The 22,438-nt window shown below is 62.1% G+C and carries 22 protein-coding genes; 4 read left to right on the top strand and 18 right to left on the bottom strand.

Annotation, left to right across the window (positions count from 1 at the left end; all coding sequences use genetic code 11):
• Positions 1 to 109: 109 nt before the first annotated feature.
• From clpA to EO094_RS16540, 3 genes are all read right to left on the bottom strand, one after another.
• Complete coding sequence (gene clpA, locus EO094_RS16550) at positions 110 to 2,527, bottom strand: ATP-dependent Clp protease ATP-binding subunit ClpA (protein WP_128293990.1); 2,418 nt, start codon at positions 2,525 to 2,527, stop codon at positions 110 to 112.
• 29 nt (positions 2,528 to 2,556) lie between these two features.
• The gene (clpS, locus tag EO094_RS16545; protein ID WP_092812489.1) at positions 2,557 to 2,892 is read right to left on the bottom strand and encodes an ATP-dependent Clp protease adapter ClpS; all 336 of its coding nucleotides are present in this window, start codon (positions 2,890 to 2,892) and stop codon (positions 2,557 to 2,559) included.
• Positions 2,893 to 3,121: 229 nt separating this feature from the next.
• On the bottom strand, positions 3,122 to 3,451 hold the full coding sequence (locus EO094_RS16540) for a phasin family protein (RefSeq protein ID WP_092812491.1): 330 nt from the start codon (positions 3,449 to 3,451) through the stop codon (positions 3,122 to 3,124).
• Between the two features lie 323 nt (positions 3,452 to 3,774).
• Between EO094_RS16540 and EO094_RS16535 the strand changes: the two genes are divergently transcribed.
• Positions 3,775 to 5,253 carry a D-alanyl-D-alanine carboxypeptidase gene (locus EO094_RS16535; protein ID WP_128293989.1) on the top strand — a complete coding sequence of 493 codons (1,479 nt, stop codon included), beginning with the start codon at positions 3,775 to 3,777 and terminating at the stop codon, positions 5,251 to 5,253.
• A 36-nt stretch (positions 5,254 to 5,289) separates the two neighbouring features.
• Here the strand turns inward: EO094_RS16535 and EO094_RS16530 are convergent, their stop codons facing one another.
• Both EO094_RS16530 and EO094_RS16525 read right to left on the bottom strand, forming a co-directional pair.
• The gene (locus EO094_RS16530; RefSeq protein ID WP_128293988.1) at positions 5,290 to 5,982 is read right to left on the bottom strand and encodes a DnaJ domain-containing protein; all 693 of its coding nucleotides are present in this window, start codon (positions 5,980 to 5,982) and stop codon (positions 5,290 to 5,292) included.
• Positions 5,983 to 5,989: 7 nt separating this feature from the next.
• A complete protein-coding gene (locus EO094_RS16525; protein WP_128293987.1) occupies positions 5,990 to 6,712 on the bottom strand; it encodes a VWA domain-containing protein in 723 nt (240 codons plus the stop codon).
• A 99-nt stretch (positions 6,713 to 6,811) separates the two neighbouring features.
• Here EO094_RS16525 and panC point away from each other — a divergent pair, with 99 nt between their 5' ends.
• On the top strand, positions 6,812 to 7,660 hold the full coding sequence (gene panC, locus EO094_RS16520) for a pantoate--beta-alanine ligase (protein ID WP_128294317.1): 849 nt from the start codon (positions 6,812 to 6,814) through the stop codon (positions 7,658 to 7,660).
• A 5-nt stretch (positions 7,661 to 7,665) separates the two neighbouring features.
• Here the strand turns inward: panC and EO094_RS16515 are convergent, their stop codons facing one another.
• A complete protein-coding gene (locus EO094_RS16515; protein ID WP_128293986.1) occupies positions 7,666 to 8,103 on the bottom strand; it encodes a DUF1489 family protein in 438 nt (145 codons plus the stop codon).
• Positions 8,104 to 8,246: 143 nt separating this feature from the next.
• Positions 8,247 to 9,653, bottom strand: a complete 1,407-nt coding sequence (locus EO094_RS16510; protein ID WP_128293985.1) for an L-serine ammonia-lyase — start codon at positions 9,651 to 9,653, stop codon at positions 8,247 to 8,249.
• Between the two features lie 173 nt (positions 9,654 to 9,826).
• On the opposite strand from EO094_RS16510, the gene EO094_RS18590 reads away from it, so the two are divergent.
• Complete coding sequence (locus EO094_RS18590) at positions 9,827 to 10,066, top strand: Flp family type IVb pilin (protein ID WP_205649953.1); 240 nt, start codon at positions 9,827 to 9,829, stop codon at positions 10,064 to 10,066.
• Between the two features lie 14 nt (positions 10,067 to 10,080).
• Here EO094_RS18590 and EO094_RS16500 read toward each other — a convergent pair whose 3' ends face one another.
• The 6 genes from EO094_RS16500 to EO094_RS16475 form a co-directional block, all read right to left on the bottom strand.
• Complete coding sequence (locus EO094_RS16500; protein ID WP_128293984.1) at positions 10,081 to 10,677, bottom strand: DUF2585 domain-containing protein; 597 nt, start codon at positions 10,675 to 10,677, stop codon at positions 10,081 to 10,083.
• Between the two features lie 14 nt (positions 10,678 to 10,691).
• Complete coding sequence (locus EO094_RS16495; RefSeq protein WP_128293983.1) at positions 10,692 to 12,077, bottom strand: pyruvate dehydrogenase complex dihydrolipoamide acetyltransferase; 1,386 nt, start codon at positions 12,075 to 12,077, stop codon at positions 10,692 to 10,694.
• A 22-nt stretch (positions 12,078 to 12,099) separates the two neighbouring features.
• The gene (locus EO094_RS16490; RefSeq protein WP_128293982.1) at positions 12,100 to 12,693 is read right to left on the bottom strand and encodes a Uma2 family endonuclease; all 594 of its coding nucleotides are present in this window, start codon (positions 12,691 to 12,693) and stop codon (positions 12,100 to 12,102) included.
• 88 nt (positions 12,694 to 12,781) lie between these two features.
• On the bottom strand, positions 12,782 to 14,185 hold the full coding sequence (locus EO094_RS16485; protein ID WP_425455921.1) for a pyruvate dehydrogenase complex E1 component subunit beta: 1,404 nt from the start codon (positions 14,183 to 14,185) through the stop codon (positions 12,782 to 12,784).
• Positions 14,186 to 14,235: 50 nt separating this feature from the next.
• Complete coding sequence (gene pdhA, locus EO094_RS16480; protein ID WP_092812509.1) at positions 14,236 to 15,381, bottom strand: pyruvate dehydrogenase (acetyl-transferring) E1 component subunit alpha; 1,146 nt, start codon at positions 15,379 to 15,381, stop codon at positions 14,236 to 14,238.
• Positions 15,382 to 15,518: 137 nt separating this feature from the next.
• Entirely contained in the window at positions 15,519 to 15,842 is a 324-nt protein-coding gene (locus EO094_RS16475; protein ID WP_092812511.1) for an FtsB family cell division protein, read from the bottom strand.
• Between the two features lie 347 nt (positions 15,843 to 16,189).
• Between EO094_RS16475 and EO094_RS16470 the strand changes: the two genes are divergently transcribed.
• Complete coding sequence (locus tag EO094_RS16470; protein WP_128293980.1) at positions 16,190 to 16,960, top strand: class I SAM-dependent methyltransferase; 771 nt, start codon at positions 16,190 to 16,192, stop codon at positions 16,958 to 16,960.
• Between the two features lie 44 nt (positions 16,961 to 17,004).
• Here EO094_RS16470 and eno read toward each other — a convergent pair whose 3' ends face one another.
• The 5 genes from eno to EO094_RS16445 form a co-directional block, all read right to left on the bottom strand.
• Positions 17,005 to 18,282, bottom strand: a complete 1,278-nt coding sequence (gene eno / locus EO094_RS16465; protein ID WP_128293979.1) for a phosphopyruvate hydratase — start codon at positions 18,280 to 18,282, stop codon at positions 17,005 to 17,007.
• A gap of 113 nt (positions 18,283 to 18,395) precedes the next feature.
• Positions 18,396 to 18,704: a hypothetical protein gene (locus EO094_RS16460; RefSeq protein WP_128293978.1), complete on the bottom strand. Its 309-nt coding sequence runs from the start codon at positions 18,702 to 18,704 to the stop codon at positions 18,396 to 18,398.
• A gap of 218 nt (positions 18,705 to 18,922) precedes the next feature.
• Positions 18,923 to 19,786, bottom strand: coding sequence for a 3-deoxy-8-phosphooctulonate synthase (kdsA, locus tag EO094_RS16455; RefSeq protein ID WP_128293977.1), 864 nt, complete (start codon positions 19,784 to 19,786; stop codon positions 18,923 to 18,925).
• On the bottom strand, positions 19,783 to 20,643 hold the full coding sequence (locus EO094_RS16450; protein WP_128293976.1) for a VOC family protein: 861 nt from the start codon (positions 20,641 to 20,643) through the stop codon (positions 19,783 to 19,785). Before EO094_RS16450 ends, kdsA begins: the two co-directional genes overlap by 4 nt.
• A gap of 93 nt (positions 20,644 to 20,736) precedes the next feature.
• Positions 20,737 to 22,365: a CTP synthase gene (locus EO094_RS16445; protein ID WP_128293975.1), complete on the bottom strand. Its 1,629-nt coding sequence runs from the start codon at positions 22,363 to 22,365 to the stop codon at positions 20,737 to 20,739.
• Positions 22,366 to 22,438: the final 73 nt, after the last annotated feature.

Here is a 22,438-nt window from a genome sequence, read left to right as displayed (position 1 = left end):
CGGAACATCGCCGGGCGCTGCATGGAAAAGCCGGCGCGCCAGAAGGCGAACCGGCCCGCTTTGGAGAAGAGGACGATGGGCCTGCCGCCCACCGTCCTCTTTGAGGGTCTTACTCCACTTTCAATGGCACGCTCGGCACCGAGCCTCCGCCCTTCTTCGGCGGTTTCTTGCTTTCGGCCTTGGTACGCTTGGTCGAACTCTTGCTCTTCAACGCGGGCTTCGGCTTCGGCCGGGCATTTTCGTCCGGGATCGATTCGAGCTTCAGGCCCGAGGTCCCGTCTTCCTTCTCCTCAACCGTCACCTTGACGATGCCGCCCTTCTGCAAGCGCCCGAACAGCACCTCTTCGGCCAGAGGCTTTTTGATCACCTCCTGGATGAGGCGGCCAAGCGGGCGAGCGCCCATGCGTTCGTCGTAGCCGTTCTCGGCAAGCCAGGTCGTGGCCGCCTCGTCGAGCTCGAAGGTGACGCCGCGATCGGCAAGCTGTGCCTCAAGCTGCAGAATAAACTTCTGCACGATCATGTTGACCACCGCCGGGGGCAGCGAGCCGAACGCGATCGTCGCGTCGAGACGGTTGCGGAATTCCGGCGTGAACAGGCGGTTGATCGCCTCCTCGTCGTCGCCGGTGCGCTTGCTCGATGCAAAGCCGATCGCCGGCTTGGCGAGATCGGCGGCTCCCGCATTGGTCGTCATGATGAGGATGACGTTGCGGAAGTCGACCTGTTTGCCGTTGTGATCGGTCAGCTTGCCGTGATCCATCACCTGCAGAAGGATATTGAAGATATCCGGGTGCGCCTTCTCGATCTCGTCGAGCAGGAGCACGCAATGCGGGTGCTGGTCGATGCCATCCGTCAGGATACCGCCCTGATCGAAGCCGACATAGCCTGGAGGCGCACCAATCAGACGCGAGACGGTGTGCCGTTCCATATATTCCGACATGTCGAAACGCAGGAGATGCACACCGAGCAGATCCGCGAGCTGACGCGCCACTTCCGTCTTGCCGACGCCGGTCGGGCCGGAGAAGAGGTAGTTGCCGATCGGCTTCTCCGGTTCGCGCAGGCCCGCACGTGCGAGCTTGATCGCCGAGGAAAGCGCTTCGATCGCCTGCTCCTGCCCGAACACGACGCGCTTCAGGTTGGTCTCCAGATGCTGGAGCACCTCCGCATCGTCCTTCGAGACCGACTTCGGCGGAATCCGCGCCATGGTCGCGATCGTGGATTCGATCTCCTTCACGCCAATCAGCTTCTTGCGCCGGCTCTCCGGCATCAGCTTCTGCGAGGCACCGCTCTCGTCGATGACATCGATCGCTTTGTCAGGGAGCTTGCGGTCGTTGATATAGCGGGCCGAGAGCTCCACCGCCGTGCGGATGGCATCGTTGGTGTAGCGAACCTCGTGATGCTCCTCGAAATAAGGCTTCAGGCCTTTGAGGATGTCGACGGTGTCTGGGATCGAAGGCTCGTTCACGTCGATCTTCTGGAAGCGCCGGACAAGCGCCCGGTCCTTCTCGAAGAACTGGCGATATTCCTTGTAGGTGGTGGAGCCGATGCAGCGGATCGAACCGGAAGCCAGAGCCGGCTTCAAGAGGTTCGACGCATCCATCGCGCCGCCCGACGTGGCACCCGCACCGATCACAGTGTGGATCTCGTCGATGAACATCACCGCGCCCGGAAACGCCTCGATCTCCTTGATGACCTGCTTCAGACGCTCCTCGAAGTCGCCGCGATACCGCGTGCCAGCAAGGAGAGCGCCCATGTCGAGCGCAAAGATCGTGGCGTCCTTGAGAACGTCCGGCACATTGCCTTCCACGATGCGCTTGGCCAGCCCCTCGGCTATGGCCGTCTTGCCGACGCCGGGATCGCCGACATAGAGCGGGTTGTTCTTCGAGCGACGGCAAAGGACCTGGATGGTACGCCGCACCTCGCCTTCGCGGCCGATCAGGGGGTCGATTTTCCCGCGGATCGCTTTTTCGTTGAGGTTGACGCACCAGGCGTCGAGCGCATTGCCGGCGGAAGCCTCGCCTTCCTCGTCCGGCGCGGCCTTTCCCGGGGTCTCCGGAGCGCCCTTCGACGGCCGCGGCTCCGAAAGGCCGGGACGTTTCGCAATGCCGTGCGAGATATAATTCACCGCGTCGTAGCGCGTCATATCCTGCTCTTGCAGGAAATAGGCCGCATGGCTCTCACGCTCCGCGAAGATCGCAACGAGCACATTGGCTCCCGTCACTTCTTCACGGCCGGAGGATTGAACGTGGATGACGGCACGCTGGATGACGCGTTGGAAGCCGGCTGTCGGCTTTGAATCGTCCTCCGTCTGGCTCACGAGGTTGGCAAGCTCTGTATCGACGTATTCCGTCAGATCAGCTTTCAACCGGTCCAGATCGACACCGCAAGCGCGCATGACGGCGGCGGCGTCTTTGTCATCGACGAGCGCCAAGAGCAGATGCTCAAGCGTTGCGTATTCCTGACTACGTTCGTTTGCGGAAGCGAGCGCTCTGTGCAGCGCCAGCTCCAGTGAGCGGGAAAATGATGGCACGTTATAGCCCTTCCGATCGACTCCGTTCGCTACTTCTTTTCCATTACGCATTGCAGAGGATGCTGGTGCTGGCGTGCAAAGTCCATCACCTGAGTCACTTTTGTCTCTGCCACCTCGTAAGTGAACACGCCGCACTCGCCGACGCCGTTGTTGTGCACGTGAAGCATGATCTGCGTCGCTGCTTCCTGGTTCTTCTGGAAGAAACGCATCAAGACGTGCACGACGAACTCCATCGGCGTGTAATCGTCGTTCAGGAGAAGGACGCGATAGAGGTTCGGACGCTGGGTTTTCGGCTTCGTCTTCGTGACGACAACCGTCCCGGTGCCATTTTTGTTGCCGGAATCGTCGCGGTCGTCTTTGGCCATGAAACGCCTCGGTCTCCCCTGATCATACCCTCCTGCCAGCCTTATTTAGGTAGGCACGGCTAGAATGTTAGAGCCGTAATGGGGCGGTGGGTAGGGGTGGAGATGCAGGAAATAAAAAACGCCCGGTCGCGTGGGACATGTCACAGGCGACATGCCCCGGCACAAACCGAGCAACAAAAAAGCCCGACCAAGGCCGGGCTTTGAGAGACTGGAAAGTCTGGAGCCTCGTTCAGGCGCGCTTTGCGGCGAAGTCCTCGAACGGCTTGATCATGTCGCGGGCGAGGTCAACGTAGAGCTCGCCGATGCGGGTCGCCTGAGCAACAGCACCCTCGTAGCTCGACCGGGCATATTGCGTCTGGGCTTCGATCGCTTTGTCGAGCGAATTGACGCCCATCAGGCTTTCCACGTGAGCCGCCGTATCCTCGAACGACTTCTTGGAATAGTCCGCCGTCTCCGCGGCAATGGCCTGCATCCGCTTCGACACCAAACCGAAGCTCTGCATCGCTTTATCCATGCCGAGCGTGCTCATTTTCTGCAAATCTTCAAATGCGTTGGTCATCACAAACCCCCAAGTAAGTGGCGCTACACGGGCCCATCGTCCGGCTCCGCTGGTGCGTGACTTCCATATATGTGCATCGCACAAAATTCGCAAGCGATATGTTGCAACGCAACATGAAAAAGGCTCCCGCCCGGTTGCCATTCGCACGCAATTCAGTGCAATCAAAATGGCGTCTGTTTACCGTCCGGTAACGACGCTCCTCCTAGCTTGGGGCAAGCATAAGCACGGAGGATCAAGGGGTAACGGCGTCATAGGCTCCCGTGCGGCTGACGTCAGTGGGGTCAAAATTGAGACAGGGTCGTCTAAATCCGGTCGAAGGAATCTTGCGCTCGGGCACATGGGTGACCATTGCCGTGGCGGTTTTCCTTGTTGCGTTCGCAGGCAGCGCCTCGGCCAATGAGAAATACGCTGGTCTCGTGATGGACGCGAAGACTGGGCGTATCCTTTATGAGGATCGCGCCGATGAGCTGCGTTATCCTGCATCCCTGACGAAGATGATGACCCTCTACCTCCTCTTCGAGGAGCTCGACAGCGGTCGTCTCAGCCTCAACAGCCAGCTCAAGGTTTCCAAGGAAGCGGCAAGCCGTCCGCCTTCCAAGCTCGGCTTGCGCCCGGGCCAGACGATCCGGGTCGAAGATGCCATCAAGGCTCTCTGCGTGAAGTCGGCAAACGACGTCGCAGTGGTCGTGGCTGAGAACATCTCGGGCTCCGAAGCGGCTTTCGCCCGAAAGATGACCTCGAAAGCCCATAGCCTCGGAATGATCTCCACCACCTTTCGCACGGCGAACGGCCTGCCCAACTCCGAACAGATGACCACCGCGCACGACATGGCCCGCCTCGGCCTCGCGCTCCACGATCGCTTCCCCCGCTATTTCAAATATTTCGGCACCCGCACCTTCACCTGGAAGGGACGCACATACCGCAACACCAATCACCTTCTCGGCAAGGTGAACGGCATGAACGGTATCAAGACCGGCTACACTCGTGACTCGGGCTTCAACCTCGTCACGTCGGTTGAGCGCGACGGTCGCCATATCATCGCCGTGGTGATGGGCGGACGCAGCGGCGCCTCCCGAAACGCTCATATGGTCGATCTCATCCATCGTTACCTCGACGATGCCAAGCCTGGCCTCCGGACCGCGCCGATGGTCGTTGCGCATGTTCCCGAGCCGTCGCGGCTTCCGCATGCACGGCCCGCACTCGCACCTACGATGGCGTTTGCTTCGGCCGCTCCCGGCATCAGCAGCGGTGACTCAGCGCAGGCCGCGATCCTCGCAGTCTCGGCCCCGGCCAACAGGCCCGCAGCGCCGCGGCAGCTCGCAAGCGGCTACGATCCGATCGCCGCACGCATCGAGGAGGCGACGGAGGTCGCTCGCCTCGCCTATGCATCCGACACTGCCGGAGAAGATCCGATTGCCGCCCTCACGCGGATGGCAGACCGCCGCGCCGCAGCTCTCGGGCAACCCGCCTTGCACACCGCTGAAGGTGCAGCAGACGAAGAGCCGCTCGTTTCGGTCCGGACCCGCAAGGGCTATTCGGAACCGCGCCTTGCGCCTGGCGGATGGCACATCCAGATCGGTGCGACGCCGAGCGAGGAAGGCGCACGCACCCTCCTCGACAAAGCCAAGCGCAATGGTGGAACAGTGCTCGCCTCGGCGACCCCGTTCACGCAGCCGGTCGAGAAGAGCGGTGAGACGCTCTACCGCGCCCGCTTCGCCGGCTTTTCCGGAAAGAACGAAGCGCGCGCTGCCTGCGCAAGCTTGAAGCGCAAGTCCTTCTCCTGCCTCGCCCTGCCGAACTGACCCCGTCCTCTGGAGTGTTCGTTGCGTAAACGGAGTTCAGCGGTGTTCTCTCAAAAGCCACTCTTTGGCTTGGTTGATTCTGGCAGCCAGAGCGGCGGAGCCGCCGCGGTCGGGATGGACCTGCTTCATCAGCCGTCGATGGGCCTGGCGGATTTCCGCCTCGCCGGCGCCCGCCTGAAGCCCAAGAATATCATAGGCTTCCTGCGTGCTCATTCCGCTCGCGCTGCGCGCCGGGCCTGCCCCCATGTCGGCATCAGCCTGCATGTCGTCTCGCCATCTGGGATGCGCCCGGTCGAGATAACTTTCCAGAAGCCTGAGTGATTCCGGGTCGCCCGTCATATCGCGGGCGACCAAGGTGAGTTCCTCAAACGTGAGCTCCGACAAGAGCCGCCCCTCGTAGCGCCCGCTCAGAACCGTGCCATCGAGCTCGCCGGTCGCATGATCGAGGGTCATCTCAAACCCGGCCGAGCGCACCGTCGACTGGTTCCTTGCAGCCCCTCCTCGCCGTGCCCAGCTCTTGCGCAGAAGCGAGAACGCAAAGATCGCGACCGGCAGGGCAAAGGCGAACTGCCCCACGATCAAAAGGCCGAGGGCAACGAGCCCTAGAGCGATCCCCGCCCCCAGACGCACCGTCCCCGCAAGCCTTGCCGGAGACGCCGTCAAGAAGACGCGAAAGAGCAGATAGATCGCGGCCACAGCCGCGATCAGGATGAAAAGGCCTCTGATCATCGTGGGCTCACTTCAGCGATGGCAACAGCCGACGCGCCGCAGACGAGCCCGATGCTTCCAGGGCTTTGAGGCCGCCTGCAGCATAAGTCGCGACCGCCCCAAGCAGGTCTTTCAGCTCTGACGCTGAGGCTGAATTGAACGGCAGATAGGCGCCCCGCGTCAGGCGCGCGATCTCACGGAACGCCGCTTCGGCACGCGGGTCCCGCCCTTCGTGAAACATGAACGCGCGCACGCCGAGGAGACCGAGTTCGCCCGCGATATTCGACAATTCGTCGACCTCCTCTTCCATCGCATCGCCCACATAAACGAGAGCGGCAATCGGCTTCTTCTCGGTCTCGCGGCGGGTGTGCGCGAGCACTTTCTTGATCTGAGTTTTGCCCCCGCGGCATCCGATCCGGACCATCAAGTCCCGCAAGGCTTCTGGGTCGGCAACCCAGCGGGAGGCGCGGCATTCGCCGAAGCCGCGGAAAAAGACAAGCTGCACGGTCAGTCCGCCGACATCGGCCGCGGCCTTGAACATTTCGCCCTGTAAGCCGCAGGCGAGATCCCAGGTAGGTTGACGGCTCATCGTGGCATCGAGCGCGAAGACCAGGCGCCCGCGCGCATCGCCGCTCACCGGTGCAAGGCTGTTCGCCTGTTTCAAAAATGCGTCGATTTCGCCGCGGCTCGAGCGGCTTTTCTCAGACGGAAGATCCCGCCCGGAGGTCGTGATGTCTTTGCCCTTGGTCATCGCCTTGCGCATCTCCTTTTCGCAGGATGTGGTCTGCGCGGCACCTTGCGCAAGTCAGCATGGCCGATTACCGCTTCGGCAGCTTTCACATATCCGAGGATCGACGTGCATCCCGATATCGCGACGAGTATCGCCAATCTCAGGGACCGGATCGACAGCTGGCGTGCGGCTGACGAAACGATCGCGCTGGTACCCACAATGGGCGCCTTGCATTCCGGTCATCTCCAACTCGTGGAGCTTGCGGCAGAACGCTGCGACCGGGTGGTGGTGAGCATCTTCGTCAATCCGACACAGTTCGGGCCAGAAGAGGATTTTTCTCGCTATCCAAGGCGCCCCGAGGCCGACCTGGAGGCACTCGCAAGGGTCGGCGTGCCGTTGGTTTTCGCGCCGAGTGCCGAGGAAATGTACCCGGCAGGATATGCCACGACGGTCAAAGTGGGGGGACCGAGCGAAGGGCTGGAGAGCGATTTCCGGCCACACTTCTTCGAAGGTGTCGCCACCGTCGTCTCAAAGCTTCTGATCTCGTGCTTTCCCGACGAGGCGGTGTTCGGTGAAAAGGATTATCAGCAGCTCCTCGTCGTCCGGCGGCTGGTGAGCGATCTTAGGCTGCCCACGCGCATCGTTGCGGCGCCGACCGCACGTGAGGCCGACGGGCTCGCCCTGTCCTCGCGCAACGCCTATCTGAGTGCTGAAGAACGCCGGAGGGCACCGCTGATCTATTCCTCGCTGCAAGGGGCAGCAGACGCTCTGCGTGCAGGCGCCCCTGCCGGCAGCACCGTCAATGACGTCCAAGAGCGGCTGAGTGAGGCGGGTTTTCGCGTCGACTACATCTCGCTCCGACATAGCGAGACGTTGCAGCCCCTCGCGGAGCTTTCGGATGGTCCGGCCCGCCTCCTTGCAGCCGCCTGGCTGGGGGGCACGCGTCTCATCGACAATATCGCGGTCTAAAGCGCTTACAGCAGGCCGAGCGCCGCCAGCTCGCCACGTAGGTCTGCGGGAAGCTCCCCGAAGCCGTCGACATCGCCGCCGAGATCGGCAGGAGCATCTTCAGGCTTCAGATAGCGCCATCCCTGGAAGGCACGCCGGGGCTGCCAGGCGGTCGGCACCAGTTCCGGATCGAGCACGAGACGGCAGCGCTGAACGCCTTCGCTGTCCTGAAAGACTCGGATATCCGAGAGGCGCTGTCGCACCTGCACATTGCCTTTAATGACCCAGTAGAGGGAGCCGCCGGCCAGAAGCTCGTCGCGGCGACGCGGCACCATGCGGGTGACATGGGCATGCTCAGCCGGCTCGCCAGCTTGCTCGCGCTCAGCAAGCCGCCGTTCGATCCAGTTCTTTAGGTCGTCGATTGATTCCGCGCCCACACAGAGCTTCAGAAGATGCAGCGCCATGCCTTCGATTTAGTCCCGACGGCAACGTCCGTGAAGGGGAAAGCCGGCACCCTCCCCAGCTTCAACAGTCGCTTCAGGCTAAAATCGTACGATCGGGGCGATACACCAAGCCACGGCCCGCATGGGCACGCAGAGCCGAGGCGTCAGCACTCGATGACGTTGACCGCGAGACCGCCCTTCGAGGTTTCCTTGTACTTCTCGTGCATGTCGCGGCCGGTCTGACGCATCGTCTCGATACACTTGTCGAGGGGGACGAAATGGTCCCCGGTGCCGCGCATGGCGAGAGACGCGGCGGTGACAGCTTTCACCGCCCCGAGCGCATTGCGCTCGATGCAGGGGACCTGAACGAGTCCCGCAATCGGATCGCAGGTCATGCCGAGATGGTGTTCAAGCGCGATTTCGGCAGCGTTCTCGATCTGAGCATTGGTGGCGCCGAGGGCCGCCGCGAGCCCAGCCGCCGCCATCGCAGAGGCCGAACCCACCTCCCCCTGACAGCCGACCTCAGCGCCCGAGATCGACGCGTTGTGCTTGATGATGCCGCCGATCGCGGCCGCCGTCAGAATGAAGGTGCGCACACCCTCCCGCGATGCTCCGATACAATGGTCGAGGTAATAATGGACGACCGCCGGGACGACCCCCGCCGCCCCGTTCGTCGGGGCGGTGACGATCTTGCCGCCGGCGGCGTTCTCCTCGTTGACCGCCATGGCATAGACGCTCAGCCAATCCATCACGCGGTGCGGCTGGAGCGCGTTGGCACCGCTCTCATGCTGCAGACGATCATGGAGTTCGCGCGCTCTGCGCTTGACGCCAAGGCCACCGGGCAAATCGCCTTCGCCCGAAAGCCCGCGCTCCACCGAGGCGCGCATCTCGTCCCAGATGCGCTCCAAGCCCGAGACGAGAGCCTGGCTCTCCTGCCCGCGCGCGAGTTCGTTTGCCTCTTTCATCTCTGCGATGCTGAGCCCCGAGCTCTCTCCCATCGCCAGCATCTCCCTGGCACTTGCGAAGGGATAAGGTACGGGAGAGGTGTCGGTAACCGGGGAATCGTCAGCGGAGGTGCGCGCCAGTTCCTCATCGGTGACGACGAAACCGCCACCGACCGAATAATAGATCTGTTGCACGAGCCGGCGCCCATCGGCGGCAAAAGCCGAAAACCGCATGCCGTTCGCGTGGCCAGGGAGCGGCGTGTCGAAGTCGAAGACAAGATCATTTCCGGGATTGAACTGGTAGGCCGGGTGCCCCGCCGGGGTCACCATCCCGGTTTCGTGAACCCCTGCAATGATCTCATTGATGCGGAATGGATCGATGTCTCGAGGGCTCTCGCCCATCAGGCCAAGAAGGATCGCGCGGTCGCTGCCGTGGCCTTTGCCTGTGAACGCGAGCGAGCCGTGCAGGCTGACGGCGAGCCGCGCTGGCTCGACGCCGGCAGGGCGCGGCCAATCGCCATCACGGATGAGGTTGAGAAAGCGTCCCGCCGCCACCATCGGCCCCATCGTGTGCGACGACGACGGACCGATGCCAATTTTGAAGATATCGAAAACCGACAGAAACATCCGGGACCCTCTCACGCGACAACACGCTATCTCAGCCTGCTGCATGCAACGTTCTGGGCGCGACAAAAGCTGCCGCACCGTTCTTCCGCGCATTTTCATCGTTTCCGGCAACGCGCGGTTTACCATCGTGCAAGGCTTCTTCTCTATCTTGTGGAGAACCCAGGGGGATGGGCATGCGCGATTCCACAAGACGATTCTGGCGCGACGACGCCGGCAACAGCACGAGCGAATATGCGCTGATTGCAGCGCTGATCGCCGTCGTCTCAGTCGCCGGTGTCAAGCTCACCAGCTATAGCCTCGACAAACTCGCGACGGAACTCGCGATGCAGAGGATGGATGCCGGAGCGCTTGTGGCGGCAAGGGACGAGCGCGACGACAGCATTATCACCGGCTCGATCCGCCCCTCCAGATAGCTTCCGCCGAGCTTTCAAAGAGGTGCCGCGCCCGCCTGCCACTCGCGCACCGCATCGAGCGGCCACAACAGCATCAAGACATTCAATGCGAGATTGTCGCGGATCAGCCATCCGACCAGGAGCTCCATGGCAACGGCAATCAACACGGTCGCCCATACGGGCAATATGCGTGCGAACCAGAAGCCCGCCATCATCGCGACGATGTCCGACAGAGAATTGAGGACGCTGTCGCCATTGTAGCCGGCGGCGATCGTCACCTCGCGGTAGCGATCGATGATCCAGGGCGAGTTTTCGACAATCTCCCAGGCCGCTTCGACCAGAGTCGCCAGGACCAATCGCACTCCGACCGGTCTGACCGCAGACCAGTTCCGGGCCAGGAGCCACAGCGCGCCGTAAAACAAGAAGCCGTGGATGATATGCGAGGGCGTGTACCAGTCCGACAGGTGCTGGGAGTTCCCCGGCCCGTTCGGATCGCCGTACCAGAGCTCGACGCGACCGCATTCGCAGATCGGGATCCGCCCCATAGCGAGGAGGATGGCGGCCGTCACGGCAAGGATGCCCGCAACCGCCAGTCCCGCCCTCACTTGCGGGCGGTCACTTATGAAACGCATCAACTCCGTGCCGCTCAGATCAGCAACGTCATCGGGTTCTCGATATAGCGCTTGAAGGCGGCAAGCATCTCGGCTCCCAGCGCACCGTCCACTGCGCGATGGTCCGTCGACAATGTCACCGTCATGATTGAGGCGACCGTGACCCTGTCCTCGCGCACGACGGCGCGTTTTTCGCCGACGCCGACGGCCAGGATGGTCGCGTGAGGCGGGTTGATAACGGCCGCAAAATCACGGATGCCGTACATGCCGAGATTGGAGACGGCAGTCGTTCCACCCTGATATTCCTCAGGCTTCAGCTTCCGCTGCCGCGCGCGGCCCGCCATATCCTTCATTTCGTTCGAGATGACAGAGAGAGTTTTCTTCTCCGCATCGCGGATGACCGGCGTGATCAGGCCACCCGGGATCGAGACGGCGACGCCGACATCGGATCCCTTGTGCTTCAGCATCGCTTCTTGCGTCCAGGTGACGTTCGCCTCCGGCACGGCCTGCAACGCCATGGCCATCGCTTTGATGACGAAGTCGTTCACAGACAGCTTATAGGCCGGCTTGTCGTCGATAACGGGCGCGGCCGCATTGATCTCGGAACGCAGCTTCAGGAGCGCATCGATCTCGCAATCGCTTGTCAGATAGAAATGCGGGATCGTGGTCTTCGCTTCGACCAGGCGGCGGGCAATGGTGCGCCGCATGGAATCGTGCGGCACGACTTCATAGCTGCCCTCGGCAAACATTTTGCGGATCTGCTCGTCGCCCATACCGGCCGGTGCCGGCGTCTTCGGCGTGGATGCGGGTGCCGTTTCTGCGGCAGCCGGGGCAGCGGCCTGGCCTTCCCCCTTTTCGACAGCTTCCTCGATGTCGTGTTTGACAATACGCCCGTGAGGGCCGGAACCCGAAAGCGCCGACAGATCCAGGCCCTTCTCCTTCGCGAGGCGCTTTGCCAGCGGCGAGGCAAAAATTCGGCCGGACGACTTGCCGTTCGACTTCTCCGTCTCGCGAGATGGCTTCGGTTTGTCCGCAGCGTCGGCGTCATGCAGCCCCTCGCGCGGGACGGCTTCACCGCCCTCAGTCTCTTTCGGTTCCGGAGGCGAAGCATCAGCCCCCTTGCCGTTTGCGGAGGCCGAGGCTTCCTCTGCAGGCGCTTCCACGGCATCGGCGTCCTCGCCCTCTTCGGCGAGAATGGCGATCACATCGTTGACCGCGACGTCCTCGGTTCCCTCGCTGACCAGGATCTTGGCGACCGTGCCCTCATCGATGGCTTCCACTTCCATGGTCGCCTTGTCAGTCTCGATCTCGGCAATGACATCGCCCGGAGCGACCGCATCGCCCTCCTTGACGTGCCATTTGGCGAGATTGCCCTTCTCCATGGTGGGCGACAGGGCGGGCATCAGGATATTGATCGACATAAACCGGTTCTCCGGAAATTCTTTATTGCGCGTTGGGCGAGATTTCGCCCTCGACATCGAGCGGCCAGAGCGCGCTCAGCGGAAACGTCATGACGTCAAACGGGGGCGCAGCGACATCGTCCCCGTCGCGGAAGGTGCCGACGAGCAGCCAGCTGTCGCCGGCGAGCGCGAAGACCTCCAGAACCTTGGAGCGCGGGTCGAGCAGCCAGAGATGCGAGACACCGGCACCTGCATAAATCCTGCGCTTCGACACCCGGTCATAGGTTTCGGTCGAGGCCGAGATCACCTCGCAAACCCAGTCCGGCGCCGTCTCCAGATATGCCGTCTCAGGCAGCACCGACAGGCGCTCGCGGCGCCACCCGGCGATATCCGGCACGACAACGTCCCGCCCCAAATGCAGCTCAGGTTCAACGAGGAAGATCCAGCCGCCGGGACCGCCCCGGCCTTTTTGGAACGGGCCGGTGACCTCGTACGACAGAAGATTCGCCGCAGCAGCGTGCCGAGGTGTCGGCCTTGGATGCGTGACGAGCGTCCCGTCGATGATCTCGGCGACGAGATGCGACGGGACCGCCTGAAGATCGGCGTAGGTCGCCTGTCTTTCCGCGGGCTCAGCCATCGCTCGTTTTCAGCTCCACACAAAATGGCGGAAATCGGAGCAAGCGGAACCCGCAAGACAAGCCCCGCCCAACACTCCGAATGCCAGCCTAGTCGGCATAGCTCACCGCTTTCACGGCTTCGACCACCTCCTTGGCGCTCGGCAGAGCGAGCTTCTCAAGGTTGGCGGCATACGGCATCGGCACATCCTTGCCGGTCACCGACAAGACTGGCGCGTCGAGATGATCGAAGGCCTTCACCATCAGCTGCGAGGCGATCCAGGAGCCGATCGAGTTCTGCGGCCAGCCTTCTTCCACCGTCACGCAGCGATTGGTCTTCTTCACGGAACGGATGACCGTCTCGATATCGAGCGGCCGCAACGTTCTGAGGTCGATCACTTCGCAATCGATGCCCTGTTCGGCCAATTGCTCCGCCGCCTTCAAGGCGTGGGTCATGCCGATGCCGAAGGAGACGATCGTCGCATCCGAGCCTTTGCGCGCGATTTTCGCCTTGCCGATCGGCAGGACGAAATCATCGAGCTTCGGAACAGGAAACGACTGGCCGTAAAGGATCTCGTTTTCCAGGAAGATCACGGGATTTGGATCACGGATCGCCGCCTTCAGAAGACCCTTCGCGTCGGCCGCCGTATGCGGCTGGATGACTTTGAGGCCCGGGATCTGCGAATACCAGGCCGCGTAATCCTGGCTGTGCTGCGCAGCAACGCGGGCGGCGGCACCATTCGGCCCACGGAAGACCATCGGGCAGCCCATCTGACCGCCTGCCATATAAAGCGTCTTCGCGGCCGAATTGATGATCTGATCCATCGCCTGCATGGCGAAGTTGAAGGTCATGAATTCAACGATCGGCTTCAGGCCGGCGAACGCCGCCCCCACGCCAAGGCCGGCGAAACCATGCTCGGTGATCGGCGTATCGATGACGCGGCGTTCGCCGAACTCGTCGAGAAGCCCCTGGGTAACCTTGTAGGCACCCTGATATTCGGCCACTTCCTCGCCCATGACGAAGACATCGCCATCGCGGCGCATCTCCTCGGCCATGGCGTCACGCAGCGCCTCACGCACCGTCTGTTCTTCGAACTCGGTGCCTTCGGGCACGTCCGGATCTTCTGGCGGCTCGGCTTTGTCCATCGCCACGAGCACGGAGACGGGTCCGTCCTTGCGGCCGAGCTTTTCGTCCTCCTTTTGAGGTTCCTTCCCCTTAGCCTCGGGCTCCGGCGTCGCGGGAGCAGAGCCGCCATTGGCCTTGCTTCCCTTGTCTCCAGAGGCGGCTTTTTCGAGATCGCTTTCGTTTTCGTCTTCGCCGAGCAACAGCGCGATCGGCGTATTGACCTTGACGGCGTCGGTGCCCTCTTCGACGAGAATTTTGGCAATCTTGCCCTCGTCGACGGCTTCCACCTCCATCGTCGCCTTATCGGTTTCGATCTCGGCGATCACATCTCCGGCGGCGACCTCGTCGCCCTCCTTCACCGTCCATTTGGAGAGTTTTCCCTCCTCCATGGTCGGCGACAGGGCCGGCATCAAAATCTCGGTCGGCATTCAGCAGGGCCTCACGCTTCTACGTACACGTCCGTCCACAATTCGGACGGATCGGGCTCGGGATCGTTCTGGGCGAATTCCGCCGCCTGGTTCACGACGCCGCGAATTTCCTTGTCCACGGCCTTCACGTCATCTTCGCTCATGCCGTGGCTTTCCATCAGCCGCTTCTTCACCTGCTCGATCGCATCGTGTTCGGTGCGCATCTTCTGCACCTCCTCCTTCGAGCGATATTTGGCCGGATCCGACATCGAATGGCCGCGATAGCGGTAGGTGAGCATCTCGAGGATCATCGGGCCTTTGCCGGAGCGGGCATGCTCGGCGGCAAAATCACCGGCGGCCTTCACGGCCCGCACATCCATCCCGTCCACCTGGTGGCCCGGGATATCGAAGGATTCGCCCCGCTTGCACAATTCAGTCGTGGCCGAAGCGCGGGCCACCGATGTGCCCATGCCGTACTGATTATTCTCGATCACGTAGATGACGGGAAGGCTCCAGAGCTTCGCCATATTGAAGCTCTCGTAGACCTGTCCCTGATTGGCTGCGCCATCGCCGAAATAGGTGATCGAGACGCAATCGTTCTCGCGATAGCGATTCGCGAAGGCGAGGCCCGTGCCGATCGGCACCGAGGCGCCGACGATGCCATGTCCGCCGAAGAAGTTCTTCTCCCGCGAGAACATATGCATGGAGCCGCCCTTGCCGTGCGAATAGCCGCTGCGACGACCCGTCAGCTCCGCCATGACGCCTTTTGGGTCCATACCTGTCGCAAGCATGTGCCCATGGTCGCGATAGGTGGTGGTGACCTGATCCCCCTCCTTCAACGCCATTTGCATGCCGACGACGACGGCCTCCTGGCCGATATAGAGATGGCAGAATCCGCCGATCAGGCCCATGCCGTAAAGCTGGCCTGCCTTCTCCTCGAATCGCCGCACGAGAAGCATCTCGCGATAGGCCTTCAGATCCTCGTCCTTGGAAAAGACGATCGGATCGAACGCCGACTTCTCAGCGGTCTCGGTGTTCGGCCGCTCGGCCGTCGCACCTACCGGGGGATTTCCGTTCTCATTCGCCTTCCCGCGGGTCTTCGCGGAAGAGTTTTGCGAGCGCGAGCGTGACCTACGCTGGCCGGTCCCCGTCTGTGACGGGGTCTTGGCTGCCGCCATTCCAGTCCTCCTGAAATTTCTGCCGCACACTATTACGGGAAAATGGGCGGGGAAACCCGTTTCGCAAGACAGGCAGGGTTGCATGCCGTCCCACGGACCGGAGGAAGGGGAAAAAGCGCCTCGACAAAAGCCGATGCTCAGCTGCCGTCGGCAGCGTCGTAAATCACGATATCTGTGGGATGAACGAGATTGAGCGCCTGACGTGCGCGCTCATCGAGCATATCGCGGTCGAGGCTGTCCGGACGCAGAAGAGCGACCCGGCGCTCAAGCTTGGCGCGCTTCGCAAGCAGCTCGTCGAGCTCTTTGTTGAGCTCGACCTTGCGCGCTTCCAGCGTCTCCAGTGCCTCCAATCCATAATGCCCTTCAACGGCATGATAGGAAAAATAGGCGAGCACAAGGAGGCAGCCCAACGGAAGGGCAAGCGGCTTAAGCTTCGACTGTTTACGCTGCCGGGTTGCCATCGGCCGCTCTACCCCAACGCTCACTCAGACTGGAGGTGATCGGCGGGGACGTACGCAGAACCCTTCCGTCCCCACGAGTTGGACACTAGAGACCCAGGGTAAAGAAACGGTGTGACAGCCGGTATTGAGGTGTCCCAATTCGGGGCGCCTTTCTTGCTGTCACGTTAAGACATCGAAGCCGATGGCGCGGATGCCCGGTGCCCTTTCGTCTCCCTTCTTCCCGACAGCGGCGACCTCCCCCGTCATCATGCGTTCAGAAAGGAGGAACAAGGAGACTGGATTCGTGGCCGCATCTGACGGCATATGACGCATGCGTTCCCAAAAAGCCTGATTGAGAGGGACCTCCCATGGCCTCGAGCATGTCACAGAACGTACTCATCGACCGCCAGTTCGGCATTCGTGCCGCGTCATATGTGGCAAGCGCCGTGCATGCGAGCGGCTCCGATCTTGCCTATCTTGCCGAACGCATCGCCGAGCTTAACCCGGAAACGGCCATCGATCTTGGTGCTGGCGGCGGGCATGTCACTTACACGATGGCGGGATTTGCCCGCCGCGTCGTCGCATGCGATCTCTCACAGGAAATGCTCTCGGCTGTGGCGGAGACGGCGCGAAATCGCGGACTTCCCAATATCGAGACGCAAGTTTGCGACATCCACACCCTGCCCTTCGGCGATGGCGAGGCGGACTTCGTCGCAAGCCGCTTCAGCGCCCATCACTGGACCGATCTTCCAGGCGCTCTACGGGAGGCGCGTCGTATTCTGAAGGAAGGCTCGACGGCCATTTTCATGGACGTCGTCTCTCCGGGCACACCGCTCCTCGACACGCATTTGCAGGCGGTGGAGCTTTTGCGGGACCCGTCGCATGTGCGCGACTATTCAATCTCAGAATGGCTGCGGGAACTGCAGAGCGCGGGCTTCTCACTCCGCCGCAGCATGGGCGCGCGGCTGCGGCTCGACTTCGCGTCCTGGGTGGAGCGCATCGGCACCGAGCCGGAATTTTCGTCCGCGATTCGTCTTCTGCAAAAGACGGCGAGCGGTAATGTCTCCCGCCACTTCGCCATCGAGGACGACGGCTCGTTTACAATCGATACGGCCGTTTTCGAGGTGCTCGCGGCCTGAGTTTCGAAGGCCCGCCACGTCACACGCAGCGGGCCTTCGGCAAATTACTTCTTCAGAACTGCGCGACCCGCATAATGCGCAGAAGCACCGAGATCCTGCTCGATCCTCAGAAGCTGGTTGTACTTCGACGTCCGATCGGCGCGGGCTAGCGAACCGGTCTTGATGCGTCCGCAGTTCGTGCCGACGGCCAGGTCAGCGATTGTCGCGTCTTCCGTCTCGCCAGAACGATGCGACATGACGGCGGTGTAGCCGGCAAAATGCGCCATCTCGACCGTTTCCATCGTCTCCGTCAGCGAGCCGATCTGGTTGACTTTGACGAGGATCGAATTGGCGATGCCATCGTCAATGCCGCGCTTCAGGCGCTTGACGTTGGTCACGAAGAGGTCGTCACCGACCAGCTGGCATTTGTCGCCCAGCTTGTCCGTCATGATCTTCCAGCCGTCCCAGTCGTCCTCGGCCATTCCGTCTTCGATCGAGACGATCGGATAGCGAGCGACGAGATCGGCATAATAGTCGACCATCTCGGCCGGCGAGAGCGTGCGCCCCTCGCCTTCCAGCACGTATTTTCCGTCCTTGAAGAACTCGGATGATGCCGGATCGAGCGCGAGGTAGACATCTTCGCCCGGCTTGTAGCCGGCTGCCTCGATCGCCTTCACGACAAAACCGAGCGCTTCGTCGGTCGAGGCGAGCCCCGGCGCGAAACCGCCTTCATCACCGACATTGGTGTTGTGTCCGGCATCGTGAAGGGACGCCTTCAGGCGATGAAAGATCTCGGAGCCCATGCGCAGCGCGTCGGCAAAGGTGTCTGCGCCGACCGGCATGATCATGAATTCCTGGAAATCGATCGGGTTGTCGGCGTGCGCACCACCATTGACGATGTTCATCATCGGCACCGGCAGGGTGCGCGCCGCGACGCCGCCCACATAGCGGTAAAGCGGCAGAGCCCGGGCAGCCGCAGCCGCCTTGGCAACAGCAAGAGACACGCCCAAAATGGCGTTGGCGCCGAGCCGGCCCTTGTTCTCCGTGCCGTCGAGCTCGATCATGGCGCGGTCGATGGCGATCTGCTCCTCGGCCTCGCGGCCGCCGATCGCCTGAAAAATCTCGCTGTTGACCGCCTCGACGGCCTTCAAAACGCCTTTGCCGCCGTAACGTGACTTGTCGCCGTCGCGCAGCTCGTGGGCTTCGTGGATGCCGGTCGAGGCTCCGGACGGTACAGCAGCGCGTCCCGTCGATCCGTCCTCGAGAAGCACGTCGACCTCTACGGTCGGGTTGCCGCGGCTGTCGAGAATTTCGCGGCCGATAATGTCTATGATCGCAGTCATATGGGATCCCCCTTCAGGGCGTTTTCCTATTCGATGTGAACGCGCAACAAAAGCCCCCTGGCGGCAGAGCTGCCGCGCAGCTCACGCCCTTAGGTGCGCGTGTCGCGGACCTTTTAGCTCGACCGTCCGAGATCGTCAGCGCAGAAGAACGACGTCTCACCGCGATAGGTGACGACGACACGTTTGGAAGCCGCGCAGCCTTCAGACGGCCAATCGACCCAAAAATGCGGACTTTGCCCGGTGGCCATCCGGATCTCGTGTCGGGGAGCATCGATTGCCGGTGTTGTTTGCACATCGGCCTGCCGCCCCATCAGAAAGGCCGCGGACACAAGGGAAATCGCGAGAGCGACCGGAACGAGAAGCACGCGCATCAATACCATCCCATTTTCGTGTCGATCTTGGCTGGAGTTGATCTCACCCAACCATTCGCGGCCCCACGCTAAGGGAGATGGCGAATCCGCACGAATGAAAAAAAGATAATAAAAGCCTGTCGGCAAACGGCCGCATTCGGCCGGAATGCGCGCCCGCTGGCGTGATCTCGTCAAAGGTTTGGAGGCAATACGGCGCGGCCGGAGCAAGGCTCAGGCATCTCGGCAAGGAAAAGGCACGGCCATGCTTTCGCCGCGGGCGTGACGTGACCTTACCGGCCGCTCGGCGAGGCTTTCACCACAGCATCGAGCGCCATCAGCCGTTCAAGCATCGCTTCCATCTCAGAGAGCGGAACCATGTTCGGCCCGTCAGAGGGCGCGTTGTCGGGATCCTGGTGCGTCTCGACAAAGAGCCCGGCGACGCCCACCGCGATCGCCGCGCGGGCAAGTACCGGCACGAAGCGGCGATCACCCCCTGAGGAGCCGCCGTGCCCGCCCGGCTGCTGCACCGAATGCGTTGCATCGAAAATGATCGGCGCTCCGGTCTCCGCCATTTGCGGCAGTGACCGCATGTCGGACACGAGCGTGTTGTAGCCGAAAGAAACCCCGCGCTCGGTCAGAAGGACGTTTGGATTGCCGCTCGCCATCAGCTTGGCGACAACGTTCTTCATATCCCAGGGCGCCAGGAACTGGCCCTTTTTCACGTTCACGACCCGGCCGGTCTCTGCGGCGGCGATGAGAAGATCCGTCTGCCGGCACAAGAAGGCTGGGATCTGCAAAATGTCGACGACCTCGGCGACCTCGGCGCACTGCCCACGCTCATGAACATCGGTCAGAACCGGCAGGTCGAGCTCCTTGCGGATGTCGGCGAAAACCGGCAACGCCGCCTCCAGGCCGACGCCCCGGCGCCCGGAGAGGCTCGTGCGGTTCGCCTTGTCGAAGCTCGTCTTGTAGACGAGGCCGATCCCGAGCCGTTGCGTCATCTCTTTGAGCGCGCCCGCCATATCGAAGGCGTGATCGCGGCTCTCCATCTGACAGGGTCCCGCGATAAGCGAAAACGGCAGGTGATTGCCGAAGTTAACGCTGCCGGCTTCAACAACCGCATTGGGGACTAAACGCTGCACGGTGTCATTCATCGGTTTTCCACGAAAGCAAGGACGGTTCCGAGACCTGGCGCCGGCGGCACGACCAGCCGCTCTGCATGGCGCATCCCGTCTGGCGCAAACTCGCGCGTCTTATCGAGATTGTCGACCAGGACCTCGAAGGCAGCGAAGACGAAGCCGTCGCCTGGATCGGGAGCGGTGGCGCCGTAACGGTTTTCAAACCCCGCCGGCGTCATGAGAAGCAGCCTCTGCGAGCCAAGCTCCGCCTCGACGAGAAACGACGTTGCGCGCAGCTCACGCTGTCCGGTCACCGCCGAAAGAAAGACATGAAAGTCGGCCGGGTTTTTGGCGACCGCAGCGACGGCGACGACGCCTTCTGATCCGTTTGGGTGGTCACAATAATGCGTGCCGGTATTCACACTCATGCCGACAGGCTGACAGACGAAGATCGCGGCCTCCGGCGCTTTCGGATCGGCCGCGAAAGCAAGACGCACACCATATTCGGTTTCTTCGCCGGCATCGTTGCGCGCCTTGCCGACGAACGAAAAGAGATCGCCGACGCCAAAGCCTTTCTGCCGGTAGAGGTCCAGAGCTTCTTCCGCATCGTCGCCCTTCAAGGCCAGCATCGCGAAGCCTTCTGGGGCACGTGCGCTCGCCTTCGCGATCCTGTCGAGGAAGACGAGCCCTTCGGCGATCCCCTTGTCGACCACGGCCTGATCGAGCGTGGCAATCGGCTCAAGATAGGTGCGGTTCTTGAAGAATACGCGGGCGTTGCCTGTGCCGAAAGGGTGCCGCGCATCCGGCGAGACCTGGAAGCCGAGCTCGGTCAGACGCTCTCGCGCCGAAGCAAGTGCGGCAACCGGCAAGACGAGGTGATCGATCGGACGCATGGTGGTCTTTCGGCAATCATTTCAGGGCCGCAGGCATACGTGCCGGCAAAAGCTCGGACAAGCGCGGCACCGGAATGGCCCGCGCCTGCGAGATCAAACCAGCCGGCTCTGCTCCACGGCCGCGGCGATGAAGGACGCAAAGAGCGGATGCGGCTCGAACGGACGCGATTTCAGCTCCGGATGGTACTGCACGCCGATAAACCAGGGATGCTCGGCGAGCTCCACCGTTTCCGGCAACAGCCCGTCGGGTGACATGCCGGCGAAGGTGAGCCCCGCCTCTTCCAGCCGCTTTCGGTATTCGATGTTCACCTCGTAGCGGTGGCGATGGCGCTCGGAGATGTTTTTGCGACCATAGATCGACGCGATGCGGCTCCCCTCCGACAGAGAGGCCGGATAGGCGCCAAGTCGCATCGTACCGCCGAGATCGCCCTGCTCTGCCCGCTTCTCCAGCTGATTGCCCTTCAGCCATTCCGTCATCAGCCCGACGACCGGCTCGTCGGTAGCTCCGAACTCCGACGAATTGGCGTTCTCGAGGCCAGCCATATTCCTGGCAGCTTCGATCACCGCCATCTGCATGCCGAAGCAGATGCCGAAATAAGGCACCTTGCGCGTGCGTGCGAAGGTCGCCGCAGCAATCTTGCCCTCCGCGCCGCGCTCACCGAACCCGCCGGGCACGAGAATGCCGTTGACGCGCTCGAGCCAGGGGGCGGGATCTTCCTTCTCGAAGATCTCGCTCTCGATCCATTCGAGATTGACCTTCACCTTGTTGGCGATGCCGCCGTGGAACAACGCCTCGCTCAGCGATTTGTAGGCGTCCTTCAAGCCGGTGTATTTGCCGACGATGGCGATGGTCACCTCACCTTCCGGATTGTGGATGGTGTCGGAGATGTCCTGCCAGCGCGTGATCTCCATGCCGCGGGCATAGTCGATGCCGAAGGCGGCCAGCACCTCGGCGTCCAGCCCTTCGCGATGGTAGACGAGCGGCACATCGTAAATCGAGCCGACGTCTTCCGCCGTGATCACCGCGCTTTCACGCACATTGCAGAAAAGCGCGAGCTTGCGTCGCTCCGCCGCCGGGATCGGGCGGTCGCAGCGCACCAGAAGGATATCGGGCTGAATGCCGATCGAACGCAGCTCCTTGACGGAATGCTGCGTCGGCTTCGTCTTCAATTCGCCGGCCGCCGGAATGAACGGCATCAGCGTCAAATGGATGAAGATCGCCTGACCACGCGGCAGCTCGTTGCCGAGCTGACGGATCGCCTCGAAGAACGGCAGGCCTTCGATATCGCCGACGGTTCCGCCGATCTCGCACAGAACGAAATCGTAATCTTCGTTGCCGTCGAGGACGAATTCCTTGATGGCATCCGTCACGTGCGGGATCACCTGAACGGTGGCGCCGAGATAGTCGCCGCGACGCTCCTTGGCGATGATTTCCTGATAAATCCGCCCGGTCGTGATGTTGTCCTGCTGATTGGCCGAGCGACCGGTGAAACGCTCGTAATGGCCAAGATCGAGATCGGTCTCAGCGCCGTCGTCGGTCACGAAGACCTCGCCGTGCTGATAGGGGCTCATCGTACCCGGATCCACATTCAGATACGGGTCGAGTTTGCGGAGGCGGACCTTATAGCCACGGGCCTGCAGCAGCGCGCCGAGCGCTGCGGATGCAAGACCTTTGCCGAGGGAAGAGACCACGCCGCCGGTGATGAAGATGTACCGCGCCATGGGCCTCAACGCTTACCTAAGCTGGAACGATTCGTGGAGTCGAAAATGAAACAGCCGTGCAGAAGGGCACGGC

This window comes from Afifella aestuarii (assembly GCF_004023665.1).
Taxonomy (GTDB): domain Bacteria; phylum Pseudomonadota; class Alphaproteobacteria; order Rhizobiales; family Afifellaceae; genus Afifella; species Afifella aestuarii.
This window is presented reverse-complemented; position numbering and strand designations above follow the sequence as displayed.

Bases quoted from the DNA above. Each gene is read 5' to 3' on its own strand.
- EO094_RS16510 (WP_128293985.1), bottom strand. From the start codon at position 9,653: ATGTTTCTGTCGGTTTTCGATATCTTCAAAATTGGCATCGGTCCGTCG.
- EO094_RS18590 (WP_205649953.1), top strand. From the start codon at position 9,827: ATGCGCGATTCCACAAGACGATTCTGGCGCGACGACGCCGGCAACAGC.
- EO094_RS16445 (WP_128293975.1), bottom strand. From the start codon at position 22,365: ATGGCGCGGTACATCTTCATCACCGGCGGCGTGGTCTCTTCCCTCGGC.
- EO094_RS16485 (WP_425455921.1), bottom strand. From the start codon at position 14,185: ATGGAGGAGGGAAAACTCTCCAAATGGACGGTGAAGGAGGGCGACGAG.
- EO094_RS16500 (WP_128293984.1), bottom strand. From the start codon at position 10,677: ATGCGTTTCATAAGTGACCGCCCGCAAGTGAGGGCGGGACTGGCGGTT.
- pdhA (WP_092812509.1), bottom strand. From the start codon at position 15,381: ATGGCGGCAGCCAAGACCCCGTCACAGACGGGGACCGGCCAGCGTAGG.
- kdsA (WP_128293977.1), bottom strand. From the start codon at position 19,786: ATGAATGACACCGTGCAGCGTTTAGTCCCCAATGCGGTTGTTGAAGCC.
- eno (WP_128293979.1), bottom strand. From the start codon at position 18,282: ATGACTGCGATCATAGACATTATCGGCCGCGAAATTCTCGACAGCCGC.
- EO094_RS16525 (WP_128293987.1), bottom strand. From the start codon at position 6,712: ATGACCAAGGGCAAAGACATCACGACCTCCGGGCGGGATCTTCCGTCT.
- EO094_RS16475 (WP_092812511.1), bottom strand. From the start codon at position 15,842: ATGGCAACCCGGCAGCGTAAACAGTCGAAGCTTAAGCCGCTTGCCCTT.
- EO094_RS16490 (WP_128293982.1), bottom strand. From the start codon at position 12,693: ATGGCTGAGCCCGCGGAAAGACAGGCGACCTACGCCGATCTTCAGGCG.
- EO094_RS16540 (WP_092812491.1), bottom strand. From the start codon at position 3,451: ATGACCAACGCATTTGAAGATTTGCAGAAAATGAGCACGCTCGGCATG.
- EO094_RS16515 (WP_128293986.1), bottom strand. From the start codon at position 8,103: ATGGCGCTGCATCTTCTGAAGCTCTGTGTGGGCGCGGAATCAATCGAC.
- EO094_RS16450 (WP_128293976.1), bottom strand. From the start codon at position 20,643: ATGCGTCCGATCGATCACCTCGTCTTGCCGGTTGCCGCACTTGCTTCG.
- EO094_RS16495 (WP_128293983.1), bottom strand. From the start codon at position 12,077: ATGTCGATCAATATCCTGATGCCCGCCCTGTCGCCCACCATGGAGAAG.
- EO094_RS16470 (WP_128293980.1), top strand. From the start codon at position 16,190: ATGGCCTCGAGCATGTCACAGAACGTACTCATCGACCGCCAGTTCGGC.
- clpS (WP_092812489.1), bottom strand. From the start codon at position 2,892: ATGGCCAAAGACGACCGCGACGATTCCGGCAACAAAAATGGCACCGGG.
- EO094_RS16530 (WP_128293988.1), bottom strand. From the start codon at position 5,982: ATGATCAGAGGCCTTTTCATCCTGATCGCGGCTGTGGCCGCGATCTAT.